General features: G+C 70.6%; 17 protein-coding genes. 7 read left to right on the top strand and 10 right to left on the bottom strand.

All coding sequences use genetic code 11. The annotated features are described in order from the left end of the window. Positions 1-170: 170 nt before the first annotated feature. From AB4Z01_RS22055 to AB4Z01_RS22065, 3 genes are all read right to left on the bottom strand, one after another. Entirely contained in the window at positions 171-1073 is a 903-nt protein-coding gene (locus AB4Z01_RS22055; protein ID WP_441697611.1) for an alpha/beta hydrolase family esterase, read from the bottom strand. Between the two features lie 2 nt (positions 1074-1075). Next, a complete protein-coding gene (gene moaB / locus AB4Z01_RS22060; protein ID WP_441697612.1) occupies positions 1076-1609 on the bottom strand; it encodes a molybdenum cofactor biosynthesis protein B in 534 nt (177 codons plus the stop codon). Positions 1610-1684: 75 nt separating this feature from the next. Beyond that, entirely contained in the window at positions 1685-2554 is an 870-nt protein-coding gene (locus AB4Z01_RS22065; protein WP_441697614.1) for a uracil-DNA glycosylase, read from the bottom strand. A gap of 165 nt (positions 2555-2719) precedes the next feature. On the opposite strand from AB4Z01_RS22065, the gene AB4Z01_RS22070 reads away from it, so the two are divergent. The 3 genes from AB4Z01_RS22070 (at position 2720) to AB4Z01_RS22080 (ending at position 5502) form a co-directional block, all read left to right on the top strand. After that, a complete protein-coding gene (locus tag AB4Z01_RS22070) occupies positions 2720-4366 on the top strand; it encodes an electron transfer flavoprotein-ubiquinone oxidoreductase (RefSeq protein WP_441697616.1) in 1647 nt (548 codons plus the stop codon). Positions 4367-4598: 232 nt separating this feature from the next. Next, entirely contained in the window at positions 4599-5012 is a 414-nt protein-coding gene (gene irrA / locus AB4Z01_RS22075; RefSeq protein ID WP_441697618.1) for an iron response transcriptional regulator IrrA, read from the top strand. Continuing rightward, the gene (locus AB4Z01_RS22080) at positions 5005-5502 is read left to right on the top strand and encodes a VOC family protein (RefSeq protein WP_441697620.1); all 498 of its coding nucleotides are present in this window, start codon (positions 5005-5007) and stop codon (positions 5500-5502) included. Before irrA ends, AB4Z01_RS22080 begins: the two co-directional genes overlap by 8 nt. On the opposite strand, the gene AB4Z01_RS22085 is transcribed toward AB4Z01_RS22080, so the two are convergent. After that, positions 5447-5917, bottom strand: a complete 471-nt coding sequence (locus tag AB4Z01_RS22085; RefSeq protein WP_441697622.1) for a phosphatase PAP2 family protein — start codon at positions 5915-5917, stop codon at positions 5447-5449. The genes AB4Z01_RS22080 and AB4Z01_RS22085 overlap by 56 nt on opposite strands. Before the next feature lie 170 nt (positions 5918-6087). Here AB4Z01_RS22085 and AB4Z01_RS22090 point away from each other — a divergent pair, with 170 nt between their 5' ends. Further along, positions 6088-8661 (top strand): penicillin-binding protein 1A, encoded by a 2574-nt coding sequence (locus AB4Z01_RS22090; protein ID WP_441697624.1) that lies wholly within the window; start codon positions 6088-6090, stop codon positions 8659-8661. Positions 8662-8886: 225 nt separating this feature from the next. Here the strand turns inward: AB4Z01_RS22090 and AB4Z01_RS22095 are convergent, their stop codons facing one another. From AB4Z01_RS22095 to AB4Z01_RS22120, 6 genes are all read right to left on the bottom strand, one after another. Continuing rightward, on the bottom strand, positions 8887-9510 hold the full coding sequence (locus AB4Z01_RS22095) for a hypothetical protein (protein ID WP_441697626.1): 624 nt from the start codon (positions 9508-9510) through the stop codon (positions 8887-8889). A gap of 109 nt (positions 9511-9619) precedes the next feature. Beyond that, a complete protein-coding gene (htpG, locus tag AB4Z01_RS22100; protein ID WP_441697628.1) occupies positions 9620-11500 on the bottom strand; it encodes a molecular chaperone HtpG in 1881 nt (626 codons plus the stop codon). A gap of 109 nt (positions 11501-11609) precedes the next feature. Next, positions 11610-11756, bottom strand: a complete 147-nt coding sequence (locus tag AB4Z01_RS22105) for a hypothetical protein (RefSeq protein ID WP_441697630.1) — start codon at positions 11754-11756, stop codon at positions 11610-11612. Positions 11757-12060: 304 nt separating this feature from the next. Continuing rightward, positions 12061-14109, bottom strand: a complete 2049-nt coding sequence (locus tag AB4Z01_RS22110; protein WP_441697631.1) for a hypothetical protein — start codon at positions 14107-14109, stop codon at positions 12061-12063. A 25-nt stretch (positions 14110-14134) separates the two neighbouring features. Next, positions 14135-15676, bottom strand: coding sequence for a hypothetical protein (locus AB4Z01_RS22115; protein WP_441697633.1), 1542 nt, complete (start codon positions 15674-15676; stop codon positions 14135-14137). Positions 15677-15711: 35 nt separating this feature from the next. Further along, on the bottom strand, positions 15712-17214 hold the full coding sequence (locus AB4Z01_RS22120) for a hypothetical protein (protein WP_441697635.1): 1503 nt from the start codon (positions 17212-17214) through the stop codon (positions 15712-15714). A 117-nt stretch (positions 17215-17331) separates the two neighbouring features. Here AB4Z01_RS22120 and AB4Z01_RS22125 point away from each other — a divergent pair, with 117 nt between their 5' ends. The 3 genes from AB4Z01_RS22125 to AB4Z01_RS22135 are packed head-to-tail and all read left to right on the top strand — an operon-like array spanning position 17332 to position 20668. Then, positions 17332-19821, top strand: a complete 2490-nt coding sequence (locus tag AB4Z01_RS22125; protein ID WP_441697637.1) for a helicase-related protein — start codon at positions 17332-17334, stop codon at positions 19819-19821. Continuing rightward, positions 19814-20182, top strand: a complete 369-nt coding sequence (locus AB4Z01_RS22130; protein ID WP_441697639.1) for an RNA-binding S4 domain-containing protein — start codon at positions 19814-19816, stop codon at positions 20180-20182. The genes AB4Z01_RS22125 and AB4Z01_RS22130 overlap by 8 nt, the downstream gene beginning before the upstream one ends. 9 nt (positions 20183-20191) lie before the next feature. Next, complete coding sequence (locus AB4Z01_RS22135) at positions 20192-20668, top strand: TerB family tellurite resistance protein (protein WP_441697641.1); 477 nt, start codon at positions 20192-20194, stop codon at positions 20666-20668. Positions 20669-20673 lie beyond the last annotated feature (5 nt).

Consider the following 20673-nt stretch of genomic DNA (forward strand, 5'->3'; position numbering starts at 1 on the left):
GTGATAAGTCGGAAGCTGTCCCGGAAGGTGCGGGAGAAGGCCTGTCGGGACGATCGGTCGGGGGCCATGGAGAGGATCCGGAAAAGGGTCGCAGCAGCTTCGGTTCGACGCCCCTCTGGGCGTCGATCAGATAAGTCGAAGCGTGCTTAGCCGGATCACCATGCCCCCACCTAAGGGGCCGGGGGTCGCTCTGTCAACTGAATCCGCTGGTCGGTGACCCGGTCGAAGAAGCCGGTGATCGCGGGCCCGGTGCCGTCCGGCCAGCCATGCGCATAGGGCCGGCTGCGGTTGAAGGTCGAGGGCAGGTCGCAGAACACCACCGGGTCGCCGATGCCGGACTTGCCCCAACGCTTGCAGCGGAAGGTGGCGCTGGCGTCGACCGGCGTGGCGGTCAGCCGGTTCTGGGCGATGCGCTTGTCGCGCTCGATGATGCCCTGGCTGTAGGGCACCATGTTGTCCTTCGGGTTGTGCAGCAGGATCGCCGCCACCTGCCCCTGGCAGGGCCGGACGCTGCCGATGCCGCCGGCCACCACGGCGGTGGCGCGGAACACCCCGGCGCGGCCGCAGGACAGGTCGTTGACGAAGCTGCCGCCCATCGAATGGCCGGCGGCGAAGATCTGGTTCTGGTCGACGCAGAGCGTCGCCTTCAGCCGGGCCAGCAGGGTGTCGACATAGGCCATGTCGCGGTCCGCCCGGCCGCCCCAGCCACCCTGCGCCTGCGGATAGACCACGATCGCCGGCCGCGCCGCCGGGCCTTCCAGGTCGAAATAGGTTCGCACCTTCTCGGCCGTGCCGGTGCGGCCATGGAAGGCCAGGATCAGCCGGGTGGGCACGGATTTGTCGTAGCCGGGCGGCAGGTCGACGATGTAGCGCCAGGACGCGCCCTGGAACTTCAGCGACAGCCGCCCTTCCGCGGCGGGAAGGCCGCAGCCGCTGGTCGGTTGCGGCTGCAGCTGGGCCAGGTTGGCGCCCGGCGACGTGGGCCGGGTGCCGTTGCCCGGCGCCACGCAGGCGGCCACCACGAGAAGACAGGCGAAGGCGGCCAGCCGGCCGGCGCGGAGGAGGACGTTCATGGTCATTTCTCGCGGAGGCGCGGCATCAGCTCGACGAAATTGCAGGGCCGGAACCGGTTGTCGAGCTGGTCCTTCAGGATCAGGTCCCAGGCGTCGCGGCAGGCGGAGGGCGAGCCTGGCAGCGCGAACAGATAGGTGCCGCCGGCGACGCCCGCGGTCGCCCGGCTCTGGATCGTCGAGGTGCCGATCTTGTCGTAGGACAGCCAGCGGAACAGCTCGCCGAAGCCGGGGATGTGCTTCTCATAGACCGCGTGGAACGCCTCCGGCGTCACGTCGCGGCCGGTGACGCCGGTGCCGCCGGTGGCGATCACCGTGTCGATCTCGGGATCGGCGATCCAGGCCCCCAGCTGCGCCTCGATCGCCGCCTGGTCGTCCTTGACGATGCGCCGGTCGCGCACGGTGTGGCCGGCCGCGGCGATGCGCTCGGCCAGCGTGTCGCCGGACTTGTCGTCGGCGGCGCTGCGCGTGTCGGACACGGTCAGCAATGCGATGTTGACGGCGACGAACGGACGCGTCTCGTCGATCCGGCCCGGCATGCGTCCCCCCAAGCGGTGGTCGAACGAAGCGGCCAAGCTAGCCGAGGCGGGGCGCCGGGAAAAGTAAAACGGTATTCAGCCGGCGGACGCGACGCCGCAGCCCAGTTCCTTCATCCGGTGCTTCAGCACCAGCAGGTCGCGCCAGACGTCGCGCTTCATGCCCGGCTGCCGCAGGATGAAGGCGGGGTGGTAGATCGGCATGGTCGGCACCGGGGCGGCCAAGTCCGGAAAAGACCGGTCGTACCAGCGGCCGTGGATCCGGGTGATGCCCTCACGCGTCGCCAGCAGCGCCGCGGCCGAGGTGCCACCGGCGCAGAGCAGGATCTTCGGCTGCATCAGCGCGATGTGGCGCTCGATGAAGGGCAGCGAGATCGCGATCTCCGCCGCGTTGGGCTGGCGGTTGCCGGGCGGGCGCCAGTTGACGATGTTGGAGATGTAGACGGTGGTGCGGTCCAGCCCGATCGCCGCCAGCATGCGGTCCAGCAGCTTGCCGGACTGGCCGACGAAGGGCTTGCCCAGCCGGTCCTCCTCCGCCCCCGGCGCCTCGCCGACGATCATGATGTCGGAGTCGGGGTTGCCGTCGGCGAACACCATCTGGGTGGCCGTGGCCTTCAGCCCGCAGCCGTCGAAGGCGGCCAGCGCCGCGGCCAGCTCCTCTAGCGTATGGCACCCCGCGGCGATGCGGCGGGCGTCGCCGGTGGCGGCGTCGCTGCCCGGCAGCACCGCGCCGGCACCGACCACGCGAACGGGCTGGGCGGGGACAGGCTGGACCGGCTGCGGCGGCGGTGCCATCTGGATCGGCGCCGCCGGCGCCGCGGCCCTGCGAGGGCGGCCGAGCGCGCCCGGATCCTCGCCGATCGTCTCGTCGACGCCAGCGTCCTGGTACCATCTCAGCAGGGCGATGATCTCGGCGGGCTGCACGGCTGATTCGCTGATCCTGTCCATGCGCTAGAAGCCGCGGCACCGCCCGGCCTGTCAACACCCTGCCGCAGCGTCGGCGGGGCCCTGGCGCGTCGCAACCGGAGCCAAAGCCGGCGCGACATGATCGGCCATTCGATTCCAAGGATGCATTTCTGTAGCATGCCGCCAACCGAACGACAGGGACGCGCGATGGAACGCGAATCGATGGAGTACGACGTCGTGATCGTGGGCGCGGGGCCGGCGGGCCTCGCGGCGGCGATCCGGCTGAAGCAGAAGGCGGCGGAGACCGGGCGCGAGGTCAGCGTCTGCGTGCTGGAGAAGGGGTCGGAGGTCGGCGCCCACATCCTGTCGGGTGCAGTGCTGGACCCGCGCGCCCTGAACGAGCTGATCCCGGACTGGAAGGAGCAGGGCGCGCCGCTGGACACCCCGGTGGCGCAGGACGAATTCCACTACTTCACCGGGGTCAGCAGCTTCCGCCTGCCCAATTTCGGGCTGCCGAAGGAACTGCACAACCACGGCAACTACATCGTCAGCATGGGGCTGGTGACGCGCTGGCTGGCGCAGCAGGCCGAGGCGCTGGGGGTCGAGATCTATCCCGGCTTCGCCGCGGCCGAGGTGCTGTACCACGAGGACGGATCGGTCAAGGGTGTCGCCACCGGCGACATGGGCATCGGCAAGGACGGCGAGCACACCGGCAATTACACGCCGGGCATGGAGCTGCACGCCAAATACACCCTGATCGGCGAGGGCGTGCGCGGGTCGCTGGCCAAGATCCTGATGGAGCGCTTCAATCTGCGCGCCGATTGCGACCCGCAGACCTTCGGCCTGGGCGTGAAGGAGCTGTGGGAGGTAAAGCCGGAGAAGCACCGGCGCGGCCTGGTGCAGCACGGCTTCGGCTGGCCGCTGGACAACGAGACCTATGGCGGCAGCTGGATGTACCATTTCGGCGAGAACCTGGTCTCGATCGGCTATGTCGTCGCGCTCGACTACAAGAACCCGTATCTGTCGCCGTTCGAGGAGTTCCAGCGCTTCAAGACCCATCCGCTGGTCCGCCCGGTGTTGGAGGGCGGCAAGCGCCTGGCCTATGGCGGCCGCGCCATCAATGAGGGCGGGCTGCAGTCGATCCCGAAGCTGACCTTCCCGGGCGGCTGCCTGATCGGCTGCTCCGCCGGCTTCGTCAACGTGCCGCGGATCAAGGGCAACCACACCGCGATGAAGAGCGGCATGGTCTGCGCCGAGGCGGTGTTCGACGCCCTGGCCGAAGGCCGCGAGGGCCATGACGAGGTCACCGCCTATCCGGAGCGGCTGAAGGCCAGCTGGGTGTGGCAGGAGCTGACGGTGGTGCGCAACTGCCGCCCGGCCTTCCGCTGGGGCACGATCCTGGGCACGCTGTATTCCGGCATCGAGCTGTGGACCCGCGGCAAGCTGCCCTGGACCCTGCGCCACAAGCATCCCGACAACGAGACGCTGCGCCCGGCCGCGCAGTCGAAGAAGATCGACTATCCGAAGCCGGACGGGGTGATCACCTTCGACCGCCTCTCCTCGGTGTATCTGTCGAACACCAACCACGAGGAGAACCAGCCGTCGCATCTGAGGCTGAAGGACCCGTCCGTCCCGATCGCCTATACCCTGAAGGTGTTCGACGAGCCGGCGCAGCGTTACTGCCCGGCCGGGGTGTACGAGGTGGTTCGCGCCGAGGACGGCAGCGACCCGCGCTTCGTAATCAACGCGCAGAACTGCGTGCACTGCAAGACCTGCGACATCAAGGATCCGAAGCAGAACATCGTCTGGACCGTGCCGGAGGGCGGTGGGGGCCCGAACTACCAGATGATGTGAGAGACCATTCGTAAATGCTACTGGCGCGGCCGTCTGACGGCGGTTTCTGCGCTTCCGGTGCTCACGCACCAACGTGCGCTGCGCTCCGGTTCTCGAAACCACCGCCATCCGACTCACGCCAGCGCATTTCCAAACGGTCTCTCAGCGGGACGCGGATCGATCCCCGGCGCCGGGGTGTTGTTCCCGACAGCCGCACAGATTATGGTGCGGAGGGGATCATTGCAGGACCAGAATGACGGACGCCCACGACACCGTCCCGGTCGACCGGCTGCTCGAGGCGGGTCTGCGGCCGACGCGCCAGCGCGTGGCGCTGGCCCAGCTGCTGTTCGACGGCGGCGACCGCCACGTCACCGCCGAGGCGCTGCATGGCGAGGCGCTGGCCGCCGGCCGGGCCATGGCGCTGGCCACCGTCTACAACACCCTGCACCAGTTCACCGAGGCCGGGCTGCTGCGCGAGGTGGTGGTCGAGGCCGGCCGGTCCTATTTCGACACAAACATCCGCGACCATCATCACTTCTACCATGAGGCGACGGGCGAGCTGCGCGACGTCCATGGCGAGGCGGTGGTGGTCTCGGCCCTGCCCAAGGCGCCGGCCGGCACCCGCATCGCCCGGGTCGATGTGGTGATCCGCCTGACGGATGAGTGACGGCGTCGGCGCTATGACCGCCGCGCCGCGCATCGACGGGCTGCTGGAGACCTCGCTGTACGTCGCCGACCTGGACCGTGCCGCCGCCTTCTACGAGCGGGTGCTGGGCCTGGGCGTGATGCTGCGCAGCCCGCGGCTGGTGGCGCTGGATGCCGGCCGCCAGGGCGTGCTGCTGCTGTTCCTCGCCGGCGCCACCTCGGCGGATGTGGTCGAGGCCGGCGGCACCATCCCGGGGCATGAGGGCACGGGGCGGCTGCACATGGCCTTCGCCGTGCAGGATCTGGCCGCCTGGCGCGCCCGGTTGGCCGAGGCCGGCGTGGCCCTGACCGGCGAGATGGCCTGGCCGCGCGGCGGCACCAGCCTGTACTTCTCCGACCCGGACGGCCACGTCATCGAGCTGGCGACGCCCGGCCTGTGGCCGAACTATTGGGCCGTCACGCCGGCGCCAGCCGGCGCGGCCGGCGGAGACGTGAAACGGTCCTGGCCGTGAAGACCGAGACGCCGCCCAGCGCCAGCCCGACCAGCACGTCCCCGACCGTATGCCCGCCCAGGGTCACCATGACGACGGCGACGGCCAGGATCAGCCCCGCCGCGGCCGCGATGCGCCCCGGCGACCAGCGCGGCCAGACCAGCGCCGCCAGCGTCGTCACCGTGACCACGACAAGGGCCGAATGGCCGCTGGGCAACACCAGCCCGACCTGGCCGAATCCCTCCGGATGCCAGTCGACCACCGCCCGCGCGGCCGCGACCAGGGCGATCGCGACGGCCAGTGCGGTCAGGCTGAACACGGCCAGCCGCCAGCGGCCGCGGGCGATGGCCACGGCCGCGACGATGACCTGCAGCGGCACCGCGACGTACCACCAGCCCAGCAGGGCGAGCGACAACAGGAGGACCATCGGGTTCATGCCGCCATGATCCCATGCCCTGCGCCACGGATGAAGGGGCATGGCCAGTACGCCGCACCGGCCTATTTTATTCCAAGCTGCTTCGGCATGGCCTCGTCCAGAAGAAGGCGTTTCCGATTCGCCGGCCGAACGTTTAGTAAGAGACGCCCTGGGATCAATGAACCGCCCGCATGTCCGCCAGCTTTTCCGTCGCCGCCGTCCTGCTGAAGCTCCTGGTCACCACCGCCGGACCCGAGCTGCACCTGCCTGACGCCAGCCAGCTCGCCGCCTATCAGCCGCCCGAGACCACCCGGATCTATGCCGCCGACGGGTCGCTGCTGCGCGAGTACTATGTCGAGAACCGGGTGGTGGTGCCGCTGTCGGCCCTGCCGCCCTATCTGGTGCAGGCCTTCATCTCGGCCGAGGACCAGAATTTCCGGCGCCATCACGGCGTCGACCCGGCCGGCCTGGCCCGCGCCATGGTGGCCAACATCAAGAACCTGCGGCATGGCCGGCGGCTCGAGGGCGGCTCGACCATCACCCAGCAGGTGGCCAAGAACCTGCTGCTGACCAACGAGGTCAGCGCCCTGCGCAAGGTGCGCGAGCTGATCCTGGCCTTCGAGATCGAGCACGACTTCTCCAAGGACCAGATCCTGGAGCTGTACCTCAACGAGATCTATCTCGGCCGCGGCGCCTATGGCGTCGGCGCGGCCTCGGCCCGCTATTTCGGCAAGCCGCCGGCCGAGCTGTCGCTGTCCGAGGCGGCGTATCTGGCGGCACTGCCGAAGGCGCCGAACAACTACAACCCGGTGACCCGGCCCGAGGCCGCCCGCACCCGCCGCGACTACGTGCTGGACCGCATGGCCCAGGACGGCGCCATCACCGCCGAGCAGGCGGCGGCCGCCAAGGCCGAGCCGCTGGCGGTGCGTGCCCAGGCGCCGCTGGAGACGGTCCACGCCCCCTATTTCGCCGAGGAAGTGCGCCGGTCGCTGCGCAAATCCTTCGGCAACGACCAGCTCTATAGCGGCGGGCTGGCGGTGCGCACCACGCTGGACCCACGGCTGCAGCTCTTCGCCGACCGGGCGCTGCGCGCCGGGCTCGAGCGCTTCGACCGCAACCGCGGCTGGCGCGGGCCGATCACCAACATCTCGGCGATGCTCGACCTGCCGGCTTCGGCCCAGGCGGTGGCACAGGCCGAGGCCGCCCAGGCGGCGGCCCAGCCGGCTACGCCGCCCCCGGCACAGCAGGGCCGGCTGCTCGGCGCCCTGTCGGCGATGGGCGTGCACGTACCGGACCAGCAGCAGGCCGCCCCCGCGGTCGCCCCGACCGCCGCGCCCAAAGATAACCGCCCGGTGTGGCAGCGCTTCCTGACCGGCATTGACCGGCCGGGCCAGATCGACGGCTGGACCCTGGCTGTGGTGCTGGAGGTCGACCGCCAGGCCGCCACCATCGGTCTCGAGGACGGCAGCCAGGGCCGCATCGACCGTGCCGACATGACCTGGGCCCGCCGGGTCGAGAACGGCCGCGTCGGCCGGCAGGTCGGCGGCGCCGACGACGTGCTGGCCAAGGGCGACGTGATCTGGGTGCAGCCGGCCAAGACGTCCGGGCCGCAGGTCGCCGCCTATTCGCTGCGCCAGGTGCCGGAGGTGTCGGGCGCGCTGGTCGCCATCGACCCGTTCACCGGCAAGGTGCTGGCGATGTCGGGCGGCTTCGACTTCTCGCTCAGCGAGTTCAACCGCGCCACCCAGGCGCAGCGCCAGCCGGGCTCGGCCTTCAAGCCCTTCGTCTATCTCTCGGCGCTGCAGCACGGCTACACCCCGTCCAGCCTGATCTACGACACCCCGATCACGGTCGACCAGGGCCAGGGCGCCACCCGCTACCGGCCGCGCAACTATGGCGGCGGCTTCATCGGCCTGGCCACGCTGCGCTCCGGCGTCGAGCGCTCGCGCAACGTCATGACCGTGCGCCTGCTGGTCGAGATGGGGCTGCAGCCGGTCAAGGAGACGGCGGAGACCTTCGGCATCTACCAGAACATGCCGCTGTATCCGGCGATGGGCCTGGGCGCCGGCGAGACCACGCCGCTGAAGCTGACCACGGCCTATGCCACCATCGCCAATGGCGGCTACCAGATCAGCCCTTATCTGATCGAGCGGGTGCAGGACCGCGACGGCCGCAGCCTGCGGCAGCCGGGCGTGACGGGGCCGGAGCGGGCCGACTGCATCCCCTGCGCCGTCACCGGCTGGACCGGACAGCCGGCGCCGGCGCAGCCGCGCGGGCAGGTGCTGGACGACCCGATCGCCAACTACCAGATGATCTCGATCCTGCAGGGCGTCACCCAGCGCGGCACCGCCGCCCGCCTGGCCGGGCTGGGCCTGCCGCTGGCCGGCAAGACCGGCACCACCAATGATTCGAACGACGTCTGGTTCGTCGGCTTCTCGCCGCGGCTGGCGGTCGGCATCTATGTCGGCTACGACAAGCCGCGCAGCCTGGGCGCCGGCGCCACCGGCGGTTCGATCGCGGTGCCGATCTTCAGCGACTTCATCAAGGACGCGCTGGCCGGGGAAGACCCCGGTGCCTTCGCGGTACCGTCCGGCGTCAGCTTCGCCTATGTCGACCGCCGCAGCGGCTATTCGGCGGAGCCGGGCGGGTCGGATGTGATCATGGAGGCGTTCCGCCCCGGCACCGAGCCCGGCCCGGCCCCGGTCGCCGACACCTTCGGCGAGACCAGCCAGGATGCGCTGACCGGCACCGGCGGCCTGTACTAGCGGGATGAATTGAGGCCGAGCGTCCTGGACGCCGGCGGGGAGAAAGCGGGCTCGACGAAGAGCCTTCAGCCGGAGGCGCAAGCGCCTCCGGCCCCTCCCGCAGGACGGGAGAGGCAAAACAATCCGGTTCTCGTAGGTTGGGTTCGCGGCAGCGAACCCAACAGGATCAGGGCCGCGACGGCGGCGACATGTTGGGTTCGCAAAGCGCGAACCCAACCTACGCGGTCAGCCCGTGTCCGGCGGCTTGCGGCGGCCGGGAGCAGCCGAGCGGGGCTCGGGCGGATCCTCGTCGTCCTCGCCGTCCTCCGGCGGAATGAAGCCCAGCTCCTCCAGGGCCTCGTCGGCCATCTCCAGCCACTGCTTCACCTGCACCGGATAGCCCCAGCGCCGGCACAACGCCGCCACCGCGACCTCGGCCCGGCTGGCTTCCACCAGCTCCGCCACCTCCGGCCGCTCCAGCCGCTCGCAGACCTCGTCGGCGCGGCGGTCGGCCTCCTCCTCGTCCTTGGACACCTCAGAGGCGGCCGCCATCATCGCCAGCCGGACCCGCAGCGCGTGCCAGTCCTCCTGCGCCGCCTCGCGCTGCGCCGCGGCCTTGCGCCGCTCGGCGGCCTGCCGCGACAGCTTGTCCTTGAGCAGCAGGGTCAGCCGCACGGCGCGCGAGACGGTGGCGATCCGCTGGCAGTAATCGACCCCGGGCTGCGGCGCCTGCAGCGCCTCCCGCTGCGTCGCCCGGGCGATCGACATCTGGATCTCGACCAGCTCCGCCACCACGCACAGATCCGCCGCCCGCTCCTCCTGCGGAGCGGCCGAGGCCTCGGTGGCCGAATCGGTCTGCGCCTTGTTCATAGAACATAGCATGAACGAGAGGCGCAGTTAACTCTATTGCGACCGTGTTTCCGCCGACAGAACAATGGGTTGCCCCTCCCGCGCGCGGGAGGGGCCGGCGACAGGCGCCCTAAGCCGCCAGGCCGCGCACCAAAGCATCGGCCAGGCGGCGGGAGAAGGCGGCGGGGTCGGGCAGCGGTTCGCCCTCGATGATCCGGGCCTGGTCCAGCAGCAGGAAGGCGCAATCCTCCAGCGCCGGATCCTGGGCCGCGGCGCGCTCGGCCAGGCGGCGGATCAGCGGATGGCCGGGATTGACCTCGAGGATGCGCTTCGAGCTGGCATCGACCCGCCGGTGCTGCTTCAGCAGCCGCTCCAGATGCAGGTCGGTGTCGCCCTCATCGGCGACCAGGCAGACGGCGCTGTCGGTCAGGCGCTGCGAGGCGCGGACATCCTTGACCTGGTCGGCCAGCGCCAGCTTCAGCGCTGCGACCAGCGCGTCCATGCCCTCGCCGGCCTCGGGCTTCGGCGCCTCGGCCGGGGCCTCGATCTTCGACAGGTCGGCGCCGCCGCGGGTGGCGGATTTGAACGGCTTGCCCTGGAACTCGCCGAGCGAGGGCACCGCGAACTCGTCGACCGGGTCGGTCAGCAGCAGCACCTCGATGTCGCGGGCGCGGAAGCCCTCGAGTTGGGGCGAGCGGGCCAGCGCCGCCGCGTCGTCGCCGGTGATGTACCAGATCTCGTCCTGGCCCGGCCGCATCCGGCCGACATACTCCTCCAGGCTGACCAGCCCGTCGCCCCCCGTCTTCTCGCTTCGGGTCGAGCGGAAGCGCAGCAGCGGCAGCAGGGCGTCGCGCTGCTCGCGGTCCTCATAGATCCCTTCCTTCAGCACCGCGCCGAAGGCGGTCCAGAACGTGCCGTAGGCCTCGGCATCGTCCTTGGCCTTGCGGCCGAGCTCGGCCAGCACCTTCTTGGTCACGCCCTGGCGGATCTTGGTCACGGTCGGGTTCGACTGCAACATCTCGCGGCTGACGTTGAGCGGCAGGTCCTCGCTATCGATCACGCCGCGCAGGAAGCGCAGATAGGGCGGGATCAGCCCTTCCGCCGCCTCGGTCACGAACACCCGGCGGACATACAGCTTGACCCGGTGCTTGCGCTCCGGCTCCCACAGGTCGAAGGGCTGGCTGGTCGGCACGAACAGCAGCGAGCTGTACTCGATCGCCCCTTCCGCCTTCCAATGCGCGGTCAGCCACGGCTCGTCGAAGGCGTGGGCGACGTGGTGATAGAACTCCTTGTACTCCTCCGCCGTGATCTCGGCCTTGGGCCGGGTCCACAGCGCCGAGGCGCGGTTCAGCGTCTCGGACTTGCCCTCATCGCCCAGCAGCACGATCGGGATGGCGATGTGGTCGGAATGGGTCTTGACGATCTGGCGCAGCCTGAGCGGCGACAGGAACTCGTCCTCGCCGTCCGACAGATGCATGACGATGCGGGTGCCGCGGCCGACATCCTCGGCCGCGCCGACGGTGAAGGCGCCTTTGCCGTCGGAGACCCAGCGCCAGCCCTGCTCCTCGCCGGCCTTGCGCGAGAACACCTCGACCTCGCGCGAGACCATGAAGGCGGAGTAGAAGCCGACGCCGAACTGGCCGATCAGCCCGACATCCTTCTTGGCGTCGCCCGACAGCGTCTCGACGAAGGCGCGGGTGCCGGACCGGGCGATGGTGCCGAGATTGCCGACCAGCTCCTCACGCCCCATGCCGATGCCGTTGTCGGCGATGGTCAAGGTGCGGGCGGCCGGATCGACCGCCAGGGTGATGCGGTAGTCGGCGTCGCCGGCCGAAAGCTCGGGCGCCGTGATCGCGGCGTAGCGCAGCCGGTCGCAGGCATCGGAGGCATTCGAGATCAGCTCGCGGAGGAACACCTCCTTCTGGCTGTACAGCGAATGCGCCACGATATCGAGAAGGCGGCTGACTTCGGCCTGGAAGGTCAGGGTTTCGTCGGTCTTCTGCTGGTCCATCTCGGGTGATCCGGTGGGTCTGGGTGTCGCCGCCCGATATGGGCAAAGCGGATGCGGGCCGCAACCCCTGACGCGGCTGCTATCGCCTGCAACCGCGACTACTTCGGCATCAGCGCGGCAGCCGCTCGTCGCCTGGCGGTGGCGGCTCGTCGCTAGCCCGATCGAGGAAGGGCAGCAGATCCTCCGGCCGGGCGTCGCCGGCGCGGCGTCGCAGGAACACGGCTGCGGTGTCGACCGCGCCGATCTTCTCCGCCACTGCCGCCGCGATCCATTGGTTGAGCGAAACCCCGTCCTCCCGGGCCAGGCGCTGGGGCCGCGGCCTTGACCGAAGCGGGGAGCGTGAGGGGGTAGGAGGTCTTCGTCATCGTCTCATCTCCACGAGCATATCGCCGGGACGGAGCGCGGGCATGCCATAGCAGGGCCCGAATCATTGACCCGTCATGGCGAGCCCCGAAGGGGCGTGGCGACCCAGCGGCTCGATCTCTGGATGGCCACGGCGCTCCGCGCCTCGCCATGACGGGGAGGGGGCGAAGAGTCGATCTCAAAGGCCACGGGTATCACTACTTCGGCATCAGCACGGCGAGGTCGGTGCCGTTGATCAGCATGCGGCCGGCGGGGTCGACCACGAGATCGTAGTCGCGCGCCGCCTTCCCGTCCGCCGTCTTCGCCTGCCGCCCCACCAGCTGGAAGACGGTGATGCCGGCGGCGGTGCCCGCGCCGTCGGGCTGGGTCCGCAGGAATTTGACGAACTCGTCGAGCCCAGCGATCCGCAGCGTCGCCTGGGCGGTCACCCCGAACACAGCCTGCGGGTCCACCGTGCCGACGCCGCCGAGGTCGATCGCGCCCTTCGGGGCGGTGATGCGGAAGCTGTCGACCGACAGACGCGCGTCGGAGGCGAGCAGGCGGTCGGCGATCCGCTGCATCGCCTGGGCGAAGGCCTGGTCGCCGTCCGGCAGCGACGAGTCGCCGTCATGCCGGATCTCGGCCTGCATGGCGGCCTCGACCCCATCCCAGAACAGCGCCTGGACCGAGCGGCTGGGGACGTCCTTCAGCGCGATGTCGATCCGGGCCTGGCGCGGCACCCAGTCGGCAAAGGGCAGCCCCGGGTCGAGCGTCAGCTCGTCCATGCTCAGATGCAGGCCGTAGCCGGCCCGGTCGCCGTCCAGCCCGACATAGGTCTCGCTGTAGCCGACGCTGCCAACCGCGACATTGGCATCGGGCGAGCGCACGCGCAGGCCACTCAGGCCGATCTCGGCCTTGTACTGCGACAGCGCGGCGATCGTCGTCCGGACCCGGGCGAACCAGGGCGACAGCTCCGCCGGCGGCGGCTCGTCCTCGCCATGCTTCGCCACCATCGACTGGAACCCGCCGATCACGGCGATCAGGCCGGCGATGTCGAGACCGTCGGCCGACATGCCATAATGCCCCTTCGCCAAGTCGAAGCCCATCTCCGACGGACCGTCGCCGGTGGTCTCGGTCAGGGCGAAGGACAGCCCCTCGACGTCGAGGGCCAGGGCCGTGCCGGCGGTCGGCTTGCCGGCGACGGGATCGAGCGCGCCCGAGAGCCGCACCCGGTCGATCGCGAGGCTGCCGGGATCGGTCTTGCCCGGCCCATCCGCGACGGTGAATCCCCGCAGGTCGAGGGTCACGTCGCCGCCCAGGCCGCGGCCGGGGACGGTGCGGTCGAGCCCGCGATAGCCGCCGGCGACGGTCAGCGACTCGAAGCCGGTCGTGGTGTCGTCGCCGGCGGCGTGCAGATCGGTCAGCACCAGCTCGGCCTGCGAGGCGCTGCCGATCAGGCCCTGCACCTGCCGCAGCAGCGCATCCAGCTTGCGCCCGGCATTCGGCAGTTGCGGCGCCTGGGGGTCGCGTTGAGCGGCGTCGAGGGTGAAGGCGATCAGACGCCACACCCGGTCGCGCAGCGCCGCGGCGTCGACATCCTCGAGCCGCCCGCCATAGCGCAGCCGGCCGAGGGTCAGCCCTTCGCCGGCCGCGGGATCGCCCACGGACAGGCCCTCCGCCTCGAGCTGCAGGCCGATGTCCTGGCGCGCCGAGCCGGGATGCGGCGTGGTGGCGCTGGTCAGGCTGAGCCGATGCATAGCGAGCCGGGTCTCGCCGTCCTCGGTCACGGTCATGCCCTCGGAGTCGTCGGTCGAGGCGGTCAGCAGCGACGCGGCGAGGTCGACGGTCAGCTCGGCGCGGCGGCTGCGGCTGGTGAGCAGCACCGGCGGCTCGTCCCCGCCCGGCCGGATCTCGCAGCGGATCGGCGTCTCGCCGTGGAGGCGATAGATCGCCCCCTCCCCCGCCGTGGCGGTGTAGCGGTCGCCGTCGCAGCGGATCCGCACCACCCGCTTGTGGCCGTCGGCATCGTCGCGCAGCGCCAGCGACAGAGCGGGGCCGGTGACGTGGTACTGCGCCCCGGCCGACTCGACCGTCCAGCCGCCCTCGAAGATCGGCTCGCCCAGCCCGGCGGTCGCCAGGGTCGGAGTCAGGATTCCGGTCAAGCCCTTCTGCAGCGCGGCAGCGCCTTCGGGCGTCGCCTGTGCAAGAGCCGCACCGGCGAGCCAGAGGGGGATGGTGCCGAGCAGGATCGGCCCGAGACGACGCATGATGGTTCCCCCTCCGGAACGGCGATTACTGCTTCGGCATCATCGCGGCCAGGTCGGTGCCGTTGACCAGGATCTTGCCGGCGTCATCGACGACGATGTCGTAGTCGCGCGCCGGGCGGCCGTCCTTGGTGGTGGCCTGGCGGCCCATCACCTGCGCCATCGACAGGCCGGCCGCCGCCTGGGCGCCGTCCGGCAGGCCCTGCAGGAACTTGATCAGCCCGTCGAGATTGACGATGCGCAGATCGAGGTCGGCGGTCACGCCATGCGCCGCCGCATCCTTGCCCTGCACCGCGCCGCCGAGGTCGATCGCCGCCTCGGGGGCGCCGAAATGGAAGCTGGTGATGTCGAGCCGGCTGCCGGCGCGGCGCAGGATGCCGCCCAGCTCCATCATCGACTGCGCCATCGCCTGCTGGGCCTTGGCCGGATCCGCCGCCTGGTCGGCCGAGGCCTCCATCATCGTCAGATAGGCGGTGCCGACCTCGGCCCAGGGAATGCCGCTGGCATTCATCCGGATGGTCGCGTCGGTCGGAATCCACTCGGCGAAGGGCGGCTTCGGGGCCAGCGCCAGCCCGCCCATCTCGATCTCCAGCACCCCGGTGCCGCCGCCCGGGGTGGACACGCCGCCATAGCCCTCGACGAAGCGCACGCTGTCGACCGTCACCTGCACCTCCGGCGCCTTGATCCGCAGGTCGGTCATCGTCCCGGCGAACTGGCCGCCGCCGCCATAGGACGCCATCATCTGCTTGAATGGGCCCATGATCTTCTTCATCACCTCGGCCTGCATCCCGGCCGCCTGCTGCGGATCGGCCGGCGACTGGCCCGAGGTGGTCAGGGTTTCCAGCATCCCGGCATAGACGTCCATCACCTCGCCGTAGGAGGCGATGACCTGGTGCACATCCATGCCGTCCATGGTCATGTCATAGGCGGTGTGGCCGAGGGTGACGCGCTCGACGCCCTTGTCGTCCACGACGCTGAGGCCACGGGCCTCCATCTTGAGGACGGCATCGTGCCGGCCCGGAGCGGTGGCCGGCCGGAGCTGGCTGGTGCCGGACAGGGTGTCGATCGTGACCTTGACGGGTTCGCCCTCCTGGGCGAGGACGGTGGCATCGGCCCGCCATTCGCCCTCGGTGAACAGCTTCTGGCCGAGGTCGACCACGAAATGCGCCTGCAGGGCCCGGCTGGTCAGGGTGACCTTGGCCTCGCCCTCCGGCTCGGCGACGCAGTTCATCGGCTGGCTGCTCTCCAGCCGCCAGGTGGCGGCGCCGGTCGATGTCGCCCGGTAGGTCTGGGCGTCGCAGCGCAGCGCCACCGATTTCGCGTCCTTCTCCGAGCCCTTCAGCGTCAGGTCGATGCCGGGGAACACCACGGTGGCGCCGTCCCAGCCCGATTCGACCTTGACCGGGCCGGTGAACAGCGGCTGCTGCTGTACCTGGATGGCCAGGATCGGCTTCAGCATCTCGTTCAGCCCGTCGCGCAGCGCCGTGGCATCCGGCGCCGTCTGGGCCAGGGCGCTGCCGGCGAGCCAAAACGGGGCAGCGCCCAGCAGGATGCAGATCGACCGTGTCATGCTTCGCTCCCCCAATTCGAACTCGCGACCGCGCCTCAGCGCATGCCGAGCAGCGGCTTCAGATCGGTTCCGTTCAGCAGGATGTCGCCGTTCTCGCCGACCACCAGCTTGTAGGTGCGGGCCGGCTTGCCGTCGACCGTGTCCTGGGCGCCCATGGTCTGCAGCACGGTCAGGCCCTGCACCATCTCCTGCCCGTCCGGCACGGCCTTGGCCGCCTCCAGCGCGTCTTCCATCCCGGTGACCACCAGCGTGGCTTCGCCGGTCATCATCAGCGGCGCCTTCGGGTTCGGCCGCAGCGTGCCGGTCAGGTCGATGCTGGTCAGCGGCGACACGGCCTTGAACGACCGGATCTCGAGCGCGCCGTCACCGTTCATGACCACCTGCTGCAGCTGCGCGGCCGCGATCTCGGCCGCCTGGTCCGGGCCGAGCGTGGCCGAGCTATCGAGCATGGCGGTCAGCGCCTGCAGCAGCGCCTGATTCGGCAGGTTGGTCAGCGCCAGGTCGACGGTTGCGCTGTGCGGGATGAACTGGCCGAATTCCGGCAGCGGCTGGATGCCGAGCTGGGCCAGGTCGAAGGTGACGCGGAAGGTCGAGGCGTTCTTGGCCAGGCCGCTGAGGCCGACGCCGAAGCTGGTCGAGGCCAGCGTCACCTTCTCGACATCGGCCTCGCCGGGCGTGACGTCCAGCCCGGTCAGCCCATAGCTGAAGTCGAGATCGTCGAACAGCTTCGGGGTGCCCTGGAACACCTTCCCGAGATCGGCCAGGAATTCCTTCGGCATCTCGCCGCCGGCCTGCGGCGGGTAGCGCTTCTGCAGCTCCGTCAGCTTGTCGCTGAAGGTGCGCAGCGCCGCCATGTTGGCGGCCGCCGCCTTGGCCTGGAGCGTGGCGCCGTCGAGGCGGAGGAGCTGCGCCCCTTTCTCGTCGACGAAGGCGACGCCGGAGAGGGTGACGCCGCCGGTGCTGTCATAGGTGTCCGGTCCGACCGCCTTGCTGTCGCCGGCCAGCACCAGCCCGTCGATCTTGAGCGAGCCCTTGGCCTCGGCCGGGTTGAGCGAACGGGCGGTGATCTGGCCCAACTTGCCGTCCAGCGACATGAACGCGTGATATTGCGGGGCGAAGACGCCGCGCAGCGCCTGGGTGCCGATCGTCACCTCGACCCCCTCGTCATCCTTGTCCGGGATCACGCGGTAGGTGGTGGGAATGGTGGCGACCGTGTCCAGCCAGCCATTCTCCTGCGGCGTCAGCTGCAGCTCGACCGGGTCGAGGGCCAGGCGGGCGGTGTCGCCCTCGGCGGTGAACAGGATCTCCGATTTCGGGATCACCGCCTTGTAGAACTTGCCCTGGGGCTCGACCGTGATCGGCCCCTGGAAGTTGAACACCACCGTCTTGTCGGCCGTGACCAGGTGGGTGGCGATCCAGTCCTTGAGGCCGAGGCGGATCTTGTCGGCGCCTTCCGCCGTTGCCTGCGCCTGGGCGGCGGCCGGCAGGAGGACCCAAGCGGCGATGCCGGCGGCAAACAGCGAAAGCGTGCGCATCATATGTTCTCCGTCTGTCCGACCGGAGCCCCTGGCAATATCGTTGCGACGAATGGCCGCCCGCACCGCAGGCGGGGCGGCAGTCTTGCATTAGCACCCGGCAGCGTTCAATTGTCGCTTATGTATCTCGCTGGTGATCGCCCGCGCCTCACGGCCGTGCTCGGCCCGACCAACACCGGAAAGACCCATCTCGCCATCGAACGCATGCTCGGCCATGCGAGCGGCATGATCGGCTTCCCGCTCCGGCTGCTCGCCCGGGAGAACTACGATCGGATCGTGGCGATCAAGGGACGGGCGCATGTCGCTTTGGTGACGGGCGAGGAAAAGATCATCCCGCCCGGCGCGCGCTGGTTCCTGTGCACGGTCGAGAGCATGCCGCTGGACCGGCCGGTCGCCTTCCTCGGCATCGACGAGATCCAGCTCTGCGCCGATCCGGAGCGCGGCCATGTCTTCACCGACCGGCTGCTGCACGCCCGCGGCCATGCCGAGACCATGGTGATGGGGGCGGAGACGATCCGCCCGCTGATCCGCAAGCTGGTGCCGGAGGCGGAGTTCGTGACCCGGCCCCGCTTCTCCGAGCTGACCCACACCGGCATGCGCAAGCTGACGCGCCTGCCGCCGCGCAGCGCCATCGTCGTGTTCTCGGCCACCGACGTCTACGAGATCGCCGAGCTGATGCGCCGCACGCGTGGCGGCACCGCGGTGGTGCTGGGCGCCCTGTCCCCGCGCACCCGCAACGCCCAGGTCGGGCTGTACCAGTCGGGCGAGGTCGATTACCTGGTGGCGACCGACGCCATCGGCATGGGGCTGAACCTGGACATCGACCATGTCGCCTTCGCCCGGCTGACCAAGTTCGACGGCCGCTTCCCGCGCCGGCTGCGCGCCACCGAGATCGCGCAGATCGCCGGCCGCGCCGGGCGGCACATGACCAACGGCACCTTCGGCACCACCGACGAGGCCGGCACCCTGGACGAGGAGCTGGTCGACCGGGTCCAGAACCACCGCTTCGACCCGCTGCAGACGGTGATGTGGCGCAACGCCGAGCTCGACTTCCGCAGCGCGCCCGGGCTGCTGCGCAGCCTGGAGCGGCGGCCGACCCGGCCGGAGCTGCGGCGCATGGCCGAGGCGGACGACCAGCTGTCGCTCGGCCTCTTGATGCGCGACGCCGAGTTGACCGGCCGGGCCAGCAACCCGGCGGCGGTGCGTCTGCTGTGGGAGGTCTGCCAGATCCCCGACTTCCGCAAGATGCTGTCCGACGCCCATATCCGCATGCAGGGCCAGATCTTCCGCCAGCTCACCACCGGCATGGCCGGGCGGCTGGACACCGACTGGGTGGCGGAGCAGGTGTCCCGGCTGGACCGGACCGAGGGCGACATCGACGCGCTGATCGCCCGCATCTCCCACATCCGGACCTGGACCTACATCGCCCATCGCGGCGCCTGGATGGCCGATCCGGGCCATTGGCAGGAGCGCACCCGCGCGGTCGAGGACCGGCTGTCGGACGCGCTGCACGAGCGCCTGACCCAGCGCTTCGTCGACCGCCGAACCGCCCTGCTGGTGCGGTCGATGAAGGCCGGCGGCGAGCTGCTGGCCGCGGTCAACGCCAAGGGTGAGGTGCTGGTCGAGGGCGAGCATGTCGGCACCATCGAGGGCTTCACCTTCTATCCCGACGCCACCATCGAGGATGACGACCTGAAGGCGATCCGCAGCGCCGCGCGGCGGGCGCTGAAGGACGAGGTCGCCGGCCGTGTCGGCAAGCTGGAGGCAGCACCGGACGAGGATCTGGCCCTGGCCGCCGACGGCGTCATCTCCTGGCGCGGCATCGGCATCGGCCGGATCGCCGCTGGCCCGTCGCCGCTGGCCCCTGCCGCGAAGGTGCGCGACACCGACCTGCTGGACGGGGCCGGCCGCGACCGGGTGGCGGCGCGGCTGACCCGTTTCCTGGCCGACCACGTCGCGGAGGAGCTGCGCCCGCTGCTGCGGCTGCGCGAGGCGGCACTGGATGGCGCCGCCCGCGGCATCGCCTTCCAGCTGGTCGAGGGGTTGGGGCTGCAGCCGCGGCGGGCGCTGGACGGGCTGATCCACGCCTTGACCGCCGCCGACCGCAGGCAGCTGTCCGGCTTCGGCGTGCGATTCGGGCCGAGCCATGTCTATCTGGCACCGATGCTGAAGCCGCGGCCGACGGCCCTGCGCGCGCTGCTGGGCGCCGTCGCCGCCGGACGGCCGCTGCCGGCCGCCCTGCCCGCCCCGGCCCGAATCTCGGTGCCTGTGGAAGAGGGCCAGGACGCTGCGGCGCTGGACCTGGCCGGCTTCGTGCCCTGCGGCCCGCGGCGGATCCGTCTCGACCGCATCGACGCGCTGCGCGATGCCGCCGAATCGCGCCGCCGCCAGGGCGGGCTGACCGCCGACACGGCGCTGGCGCCGATCGTCGGCTGCACCGTCGCCGAAATCCCGGCTATCCTGCAGGCGGCCGGGTATCGGCCGACCCAGGACGACGAGGGACGCGTGACCTATGTTCCGGTGAAGGCCCGGCGGCCGCAGCTGCCGCGCACGGCCGCCAGCGCCGACAGCCCCTTCGCCAAGCTCGCCCAGCTGCGCCGCAATGGCTGAGCGCGAGGAAAACGACCGCCCGCGGCTGGACAAGTGGCTGTGGCAGGCGCGCTTCTTCAAGACCCGCAGCCTGGCGGCCAAGGTCTGCGCCGGCGGCGGCATCCGCATCGACGGCGTCCCGACCCAGAAGGCGCATGCGGCAATCCGCCCCGGCCAGGTGCTGACCTTCATCCAGGGCCGGCACATCCGGGTGATCGAGATCGTGTCCCTGGCCGAGCGCCGCGGCCCGGCCAGCGAGGCGCAGACGCTGTACCGCGACCTGCAGCCGCCGACGCCGGAGGCCGCCCTGCCCGCATCCGGCGGCCCCCGCCCGACCGGCCGCGACCGCCGGGCCCTTCCGCCGAAGGGCGGCAGCGACTAGATCTTGGCGATGCTGGACCACATTCTCGACTGGGCCCGCGGCGGCGCTGCCCGGCCGATCCCCGACGACGCCACGCTGCGCCGTGCCGTCGCCGCGCTGCTGCTGGAAGCCGCCCGGGTCGATGATTCGCTGGACGAGCCGGAGCGCGAGCGCATCCAGGCGCTGCTGGCCTGGCGCTTCCGGCTGGGYCCGTTCGAGGCGGCGCAACTGGGCACCGACGCCGAGCGGGCGAGCGATGGCGCCGTGTCCTGGCACGCCCTGACCCACACCATCCGCCAGCATTGCGATGAGCCGGCGCGCATCCGCATTGTGGAAATGCTGTGGGATGTGATCCTTGCCGATGGTAAAGTCGACGACCTCGAAGCCAATCTGATGCGGCGAGTCGCGGCGCTTCTATTCGTCTCGGACGCGGATAGCGGCGCTGCCCGCCGCCGTGTGCTTGCCCGCAACGGCGCCCCGGCGGCCGCCAATGGAGACCCGGAGTAAACTAA

Origin of the sequence: Inquilinus sp. YAF38 (assembly GCF_052113205.1) — a bacterium.
GTDB lineage: Bacteria > Pseudomonadota > Alphaproteobacteria > DSM-16000 > Inquilinaceae > Inquilinus.

Coding starts and splice junctions, on each gene's coding strand:
- AB4Z01_RS22055 (WP_441697611.1), bottom strand. CDS start 1,073: ATGAACGTCCTCCTCCGCGCCGGCCGGCTGGCCGCCTTCGCCTGTCTT.
- moaB (WP_441697612.1), bottom strand. CDS start 1,609: ATGCCGGGCCGGATCGACGAGACGCGTCCGTTCGTCGCCGTCAACATC.
- AB4Z01_RS22065 (WP_441697614.1), bottom strand. CDS start 2,554: ATGGACAGGATCAGCGAATCAGCCGTGCAGCCCGCCGAGATCATCGCC.
- AB4Z01_RS22070 (WP_441697616.1), top strand. CDS start 2,720: ATGGAACGCGAATCGATGGAGTACGACGTCGTGATCGTGGGCGCGGGG.
- irrA (WP_441697618.1), top strand. CDS start 4,599: ATGACGGACGCCCACGACACCGTCCCGGTCGACCGGCTGCTCGAGGCG.
- AB4Z01_RS22080 (WP_441697620.1), top strand. CDS start 5,005: ATGAGTGACGGCGTCGGCGCTATGACCGCCGCGCCGCGCATCGACGGG.
- AB4Z01_RS22085 (WP_441697622.1), bottom strand. CDS start 5,917: ATGAACCCGATGGTCCTCCTGTTGTCGCTCGCCCTGCTGGGCTGGTGG.
- AB4Z01_RS22090 (WP_441697624.1), top strand. CDS start 6,088: ATGTCCGCCAGCTTTTCCGTCGCCGCCGTCCTGCTGAAGCTCCTGGTC.
- AB4Z01_RS22095 (WP_441697626.1), bottom strand. CDS start 9,510: ATGAACAAGGCGCAGACCGATTCGGCCACCGAGGCCTCGGCCGCTCCG.
- htpG (WP_441697628.1), bottom strand. CDS start 11,500: ATGGACCAGCAGAAGACCGACGAAACCCTGACCTTCCAGGCCGAAGTC.
- AB4Z01_RS22110 (WP_441697631.1), bottom strand. CDS start 14,109: ATGCGTCGTCTCGGGCCGATCCTGCTCGGCACCATCCCCCTCTGGCTC.
- AB4Z01_RS22115 (WP_441697633.1), bottom strand. CDS start 15,676: ATGACACGGTCGATCTGCATCCTGCTGGGCGCTGCCCCGTTTTGGCTC.
- AB4Z01_RS22120 (WP_441697635.1), bottom strand. CDS start 17,214: ATGATGCGCACGCTTTCGCTGTTTGCCGCCGGCATCGCCGCTTGGGTC.
- AB4Z01_RS22125 (WP_441697637.1), top strand. CDS start 17,332: ATGTATCTCGCTGGTGATCGCCCGCGCCTCACGGCCGTGCTCGGCCCG.
- AB4Z01_RS22130 (WP_441697639.1), top strand. CDS start 19,814: ATGGCTGAGCGCGAGGAAAACGACCGCCCGCGGCTGGACAAGTGGCTG.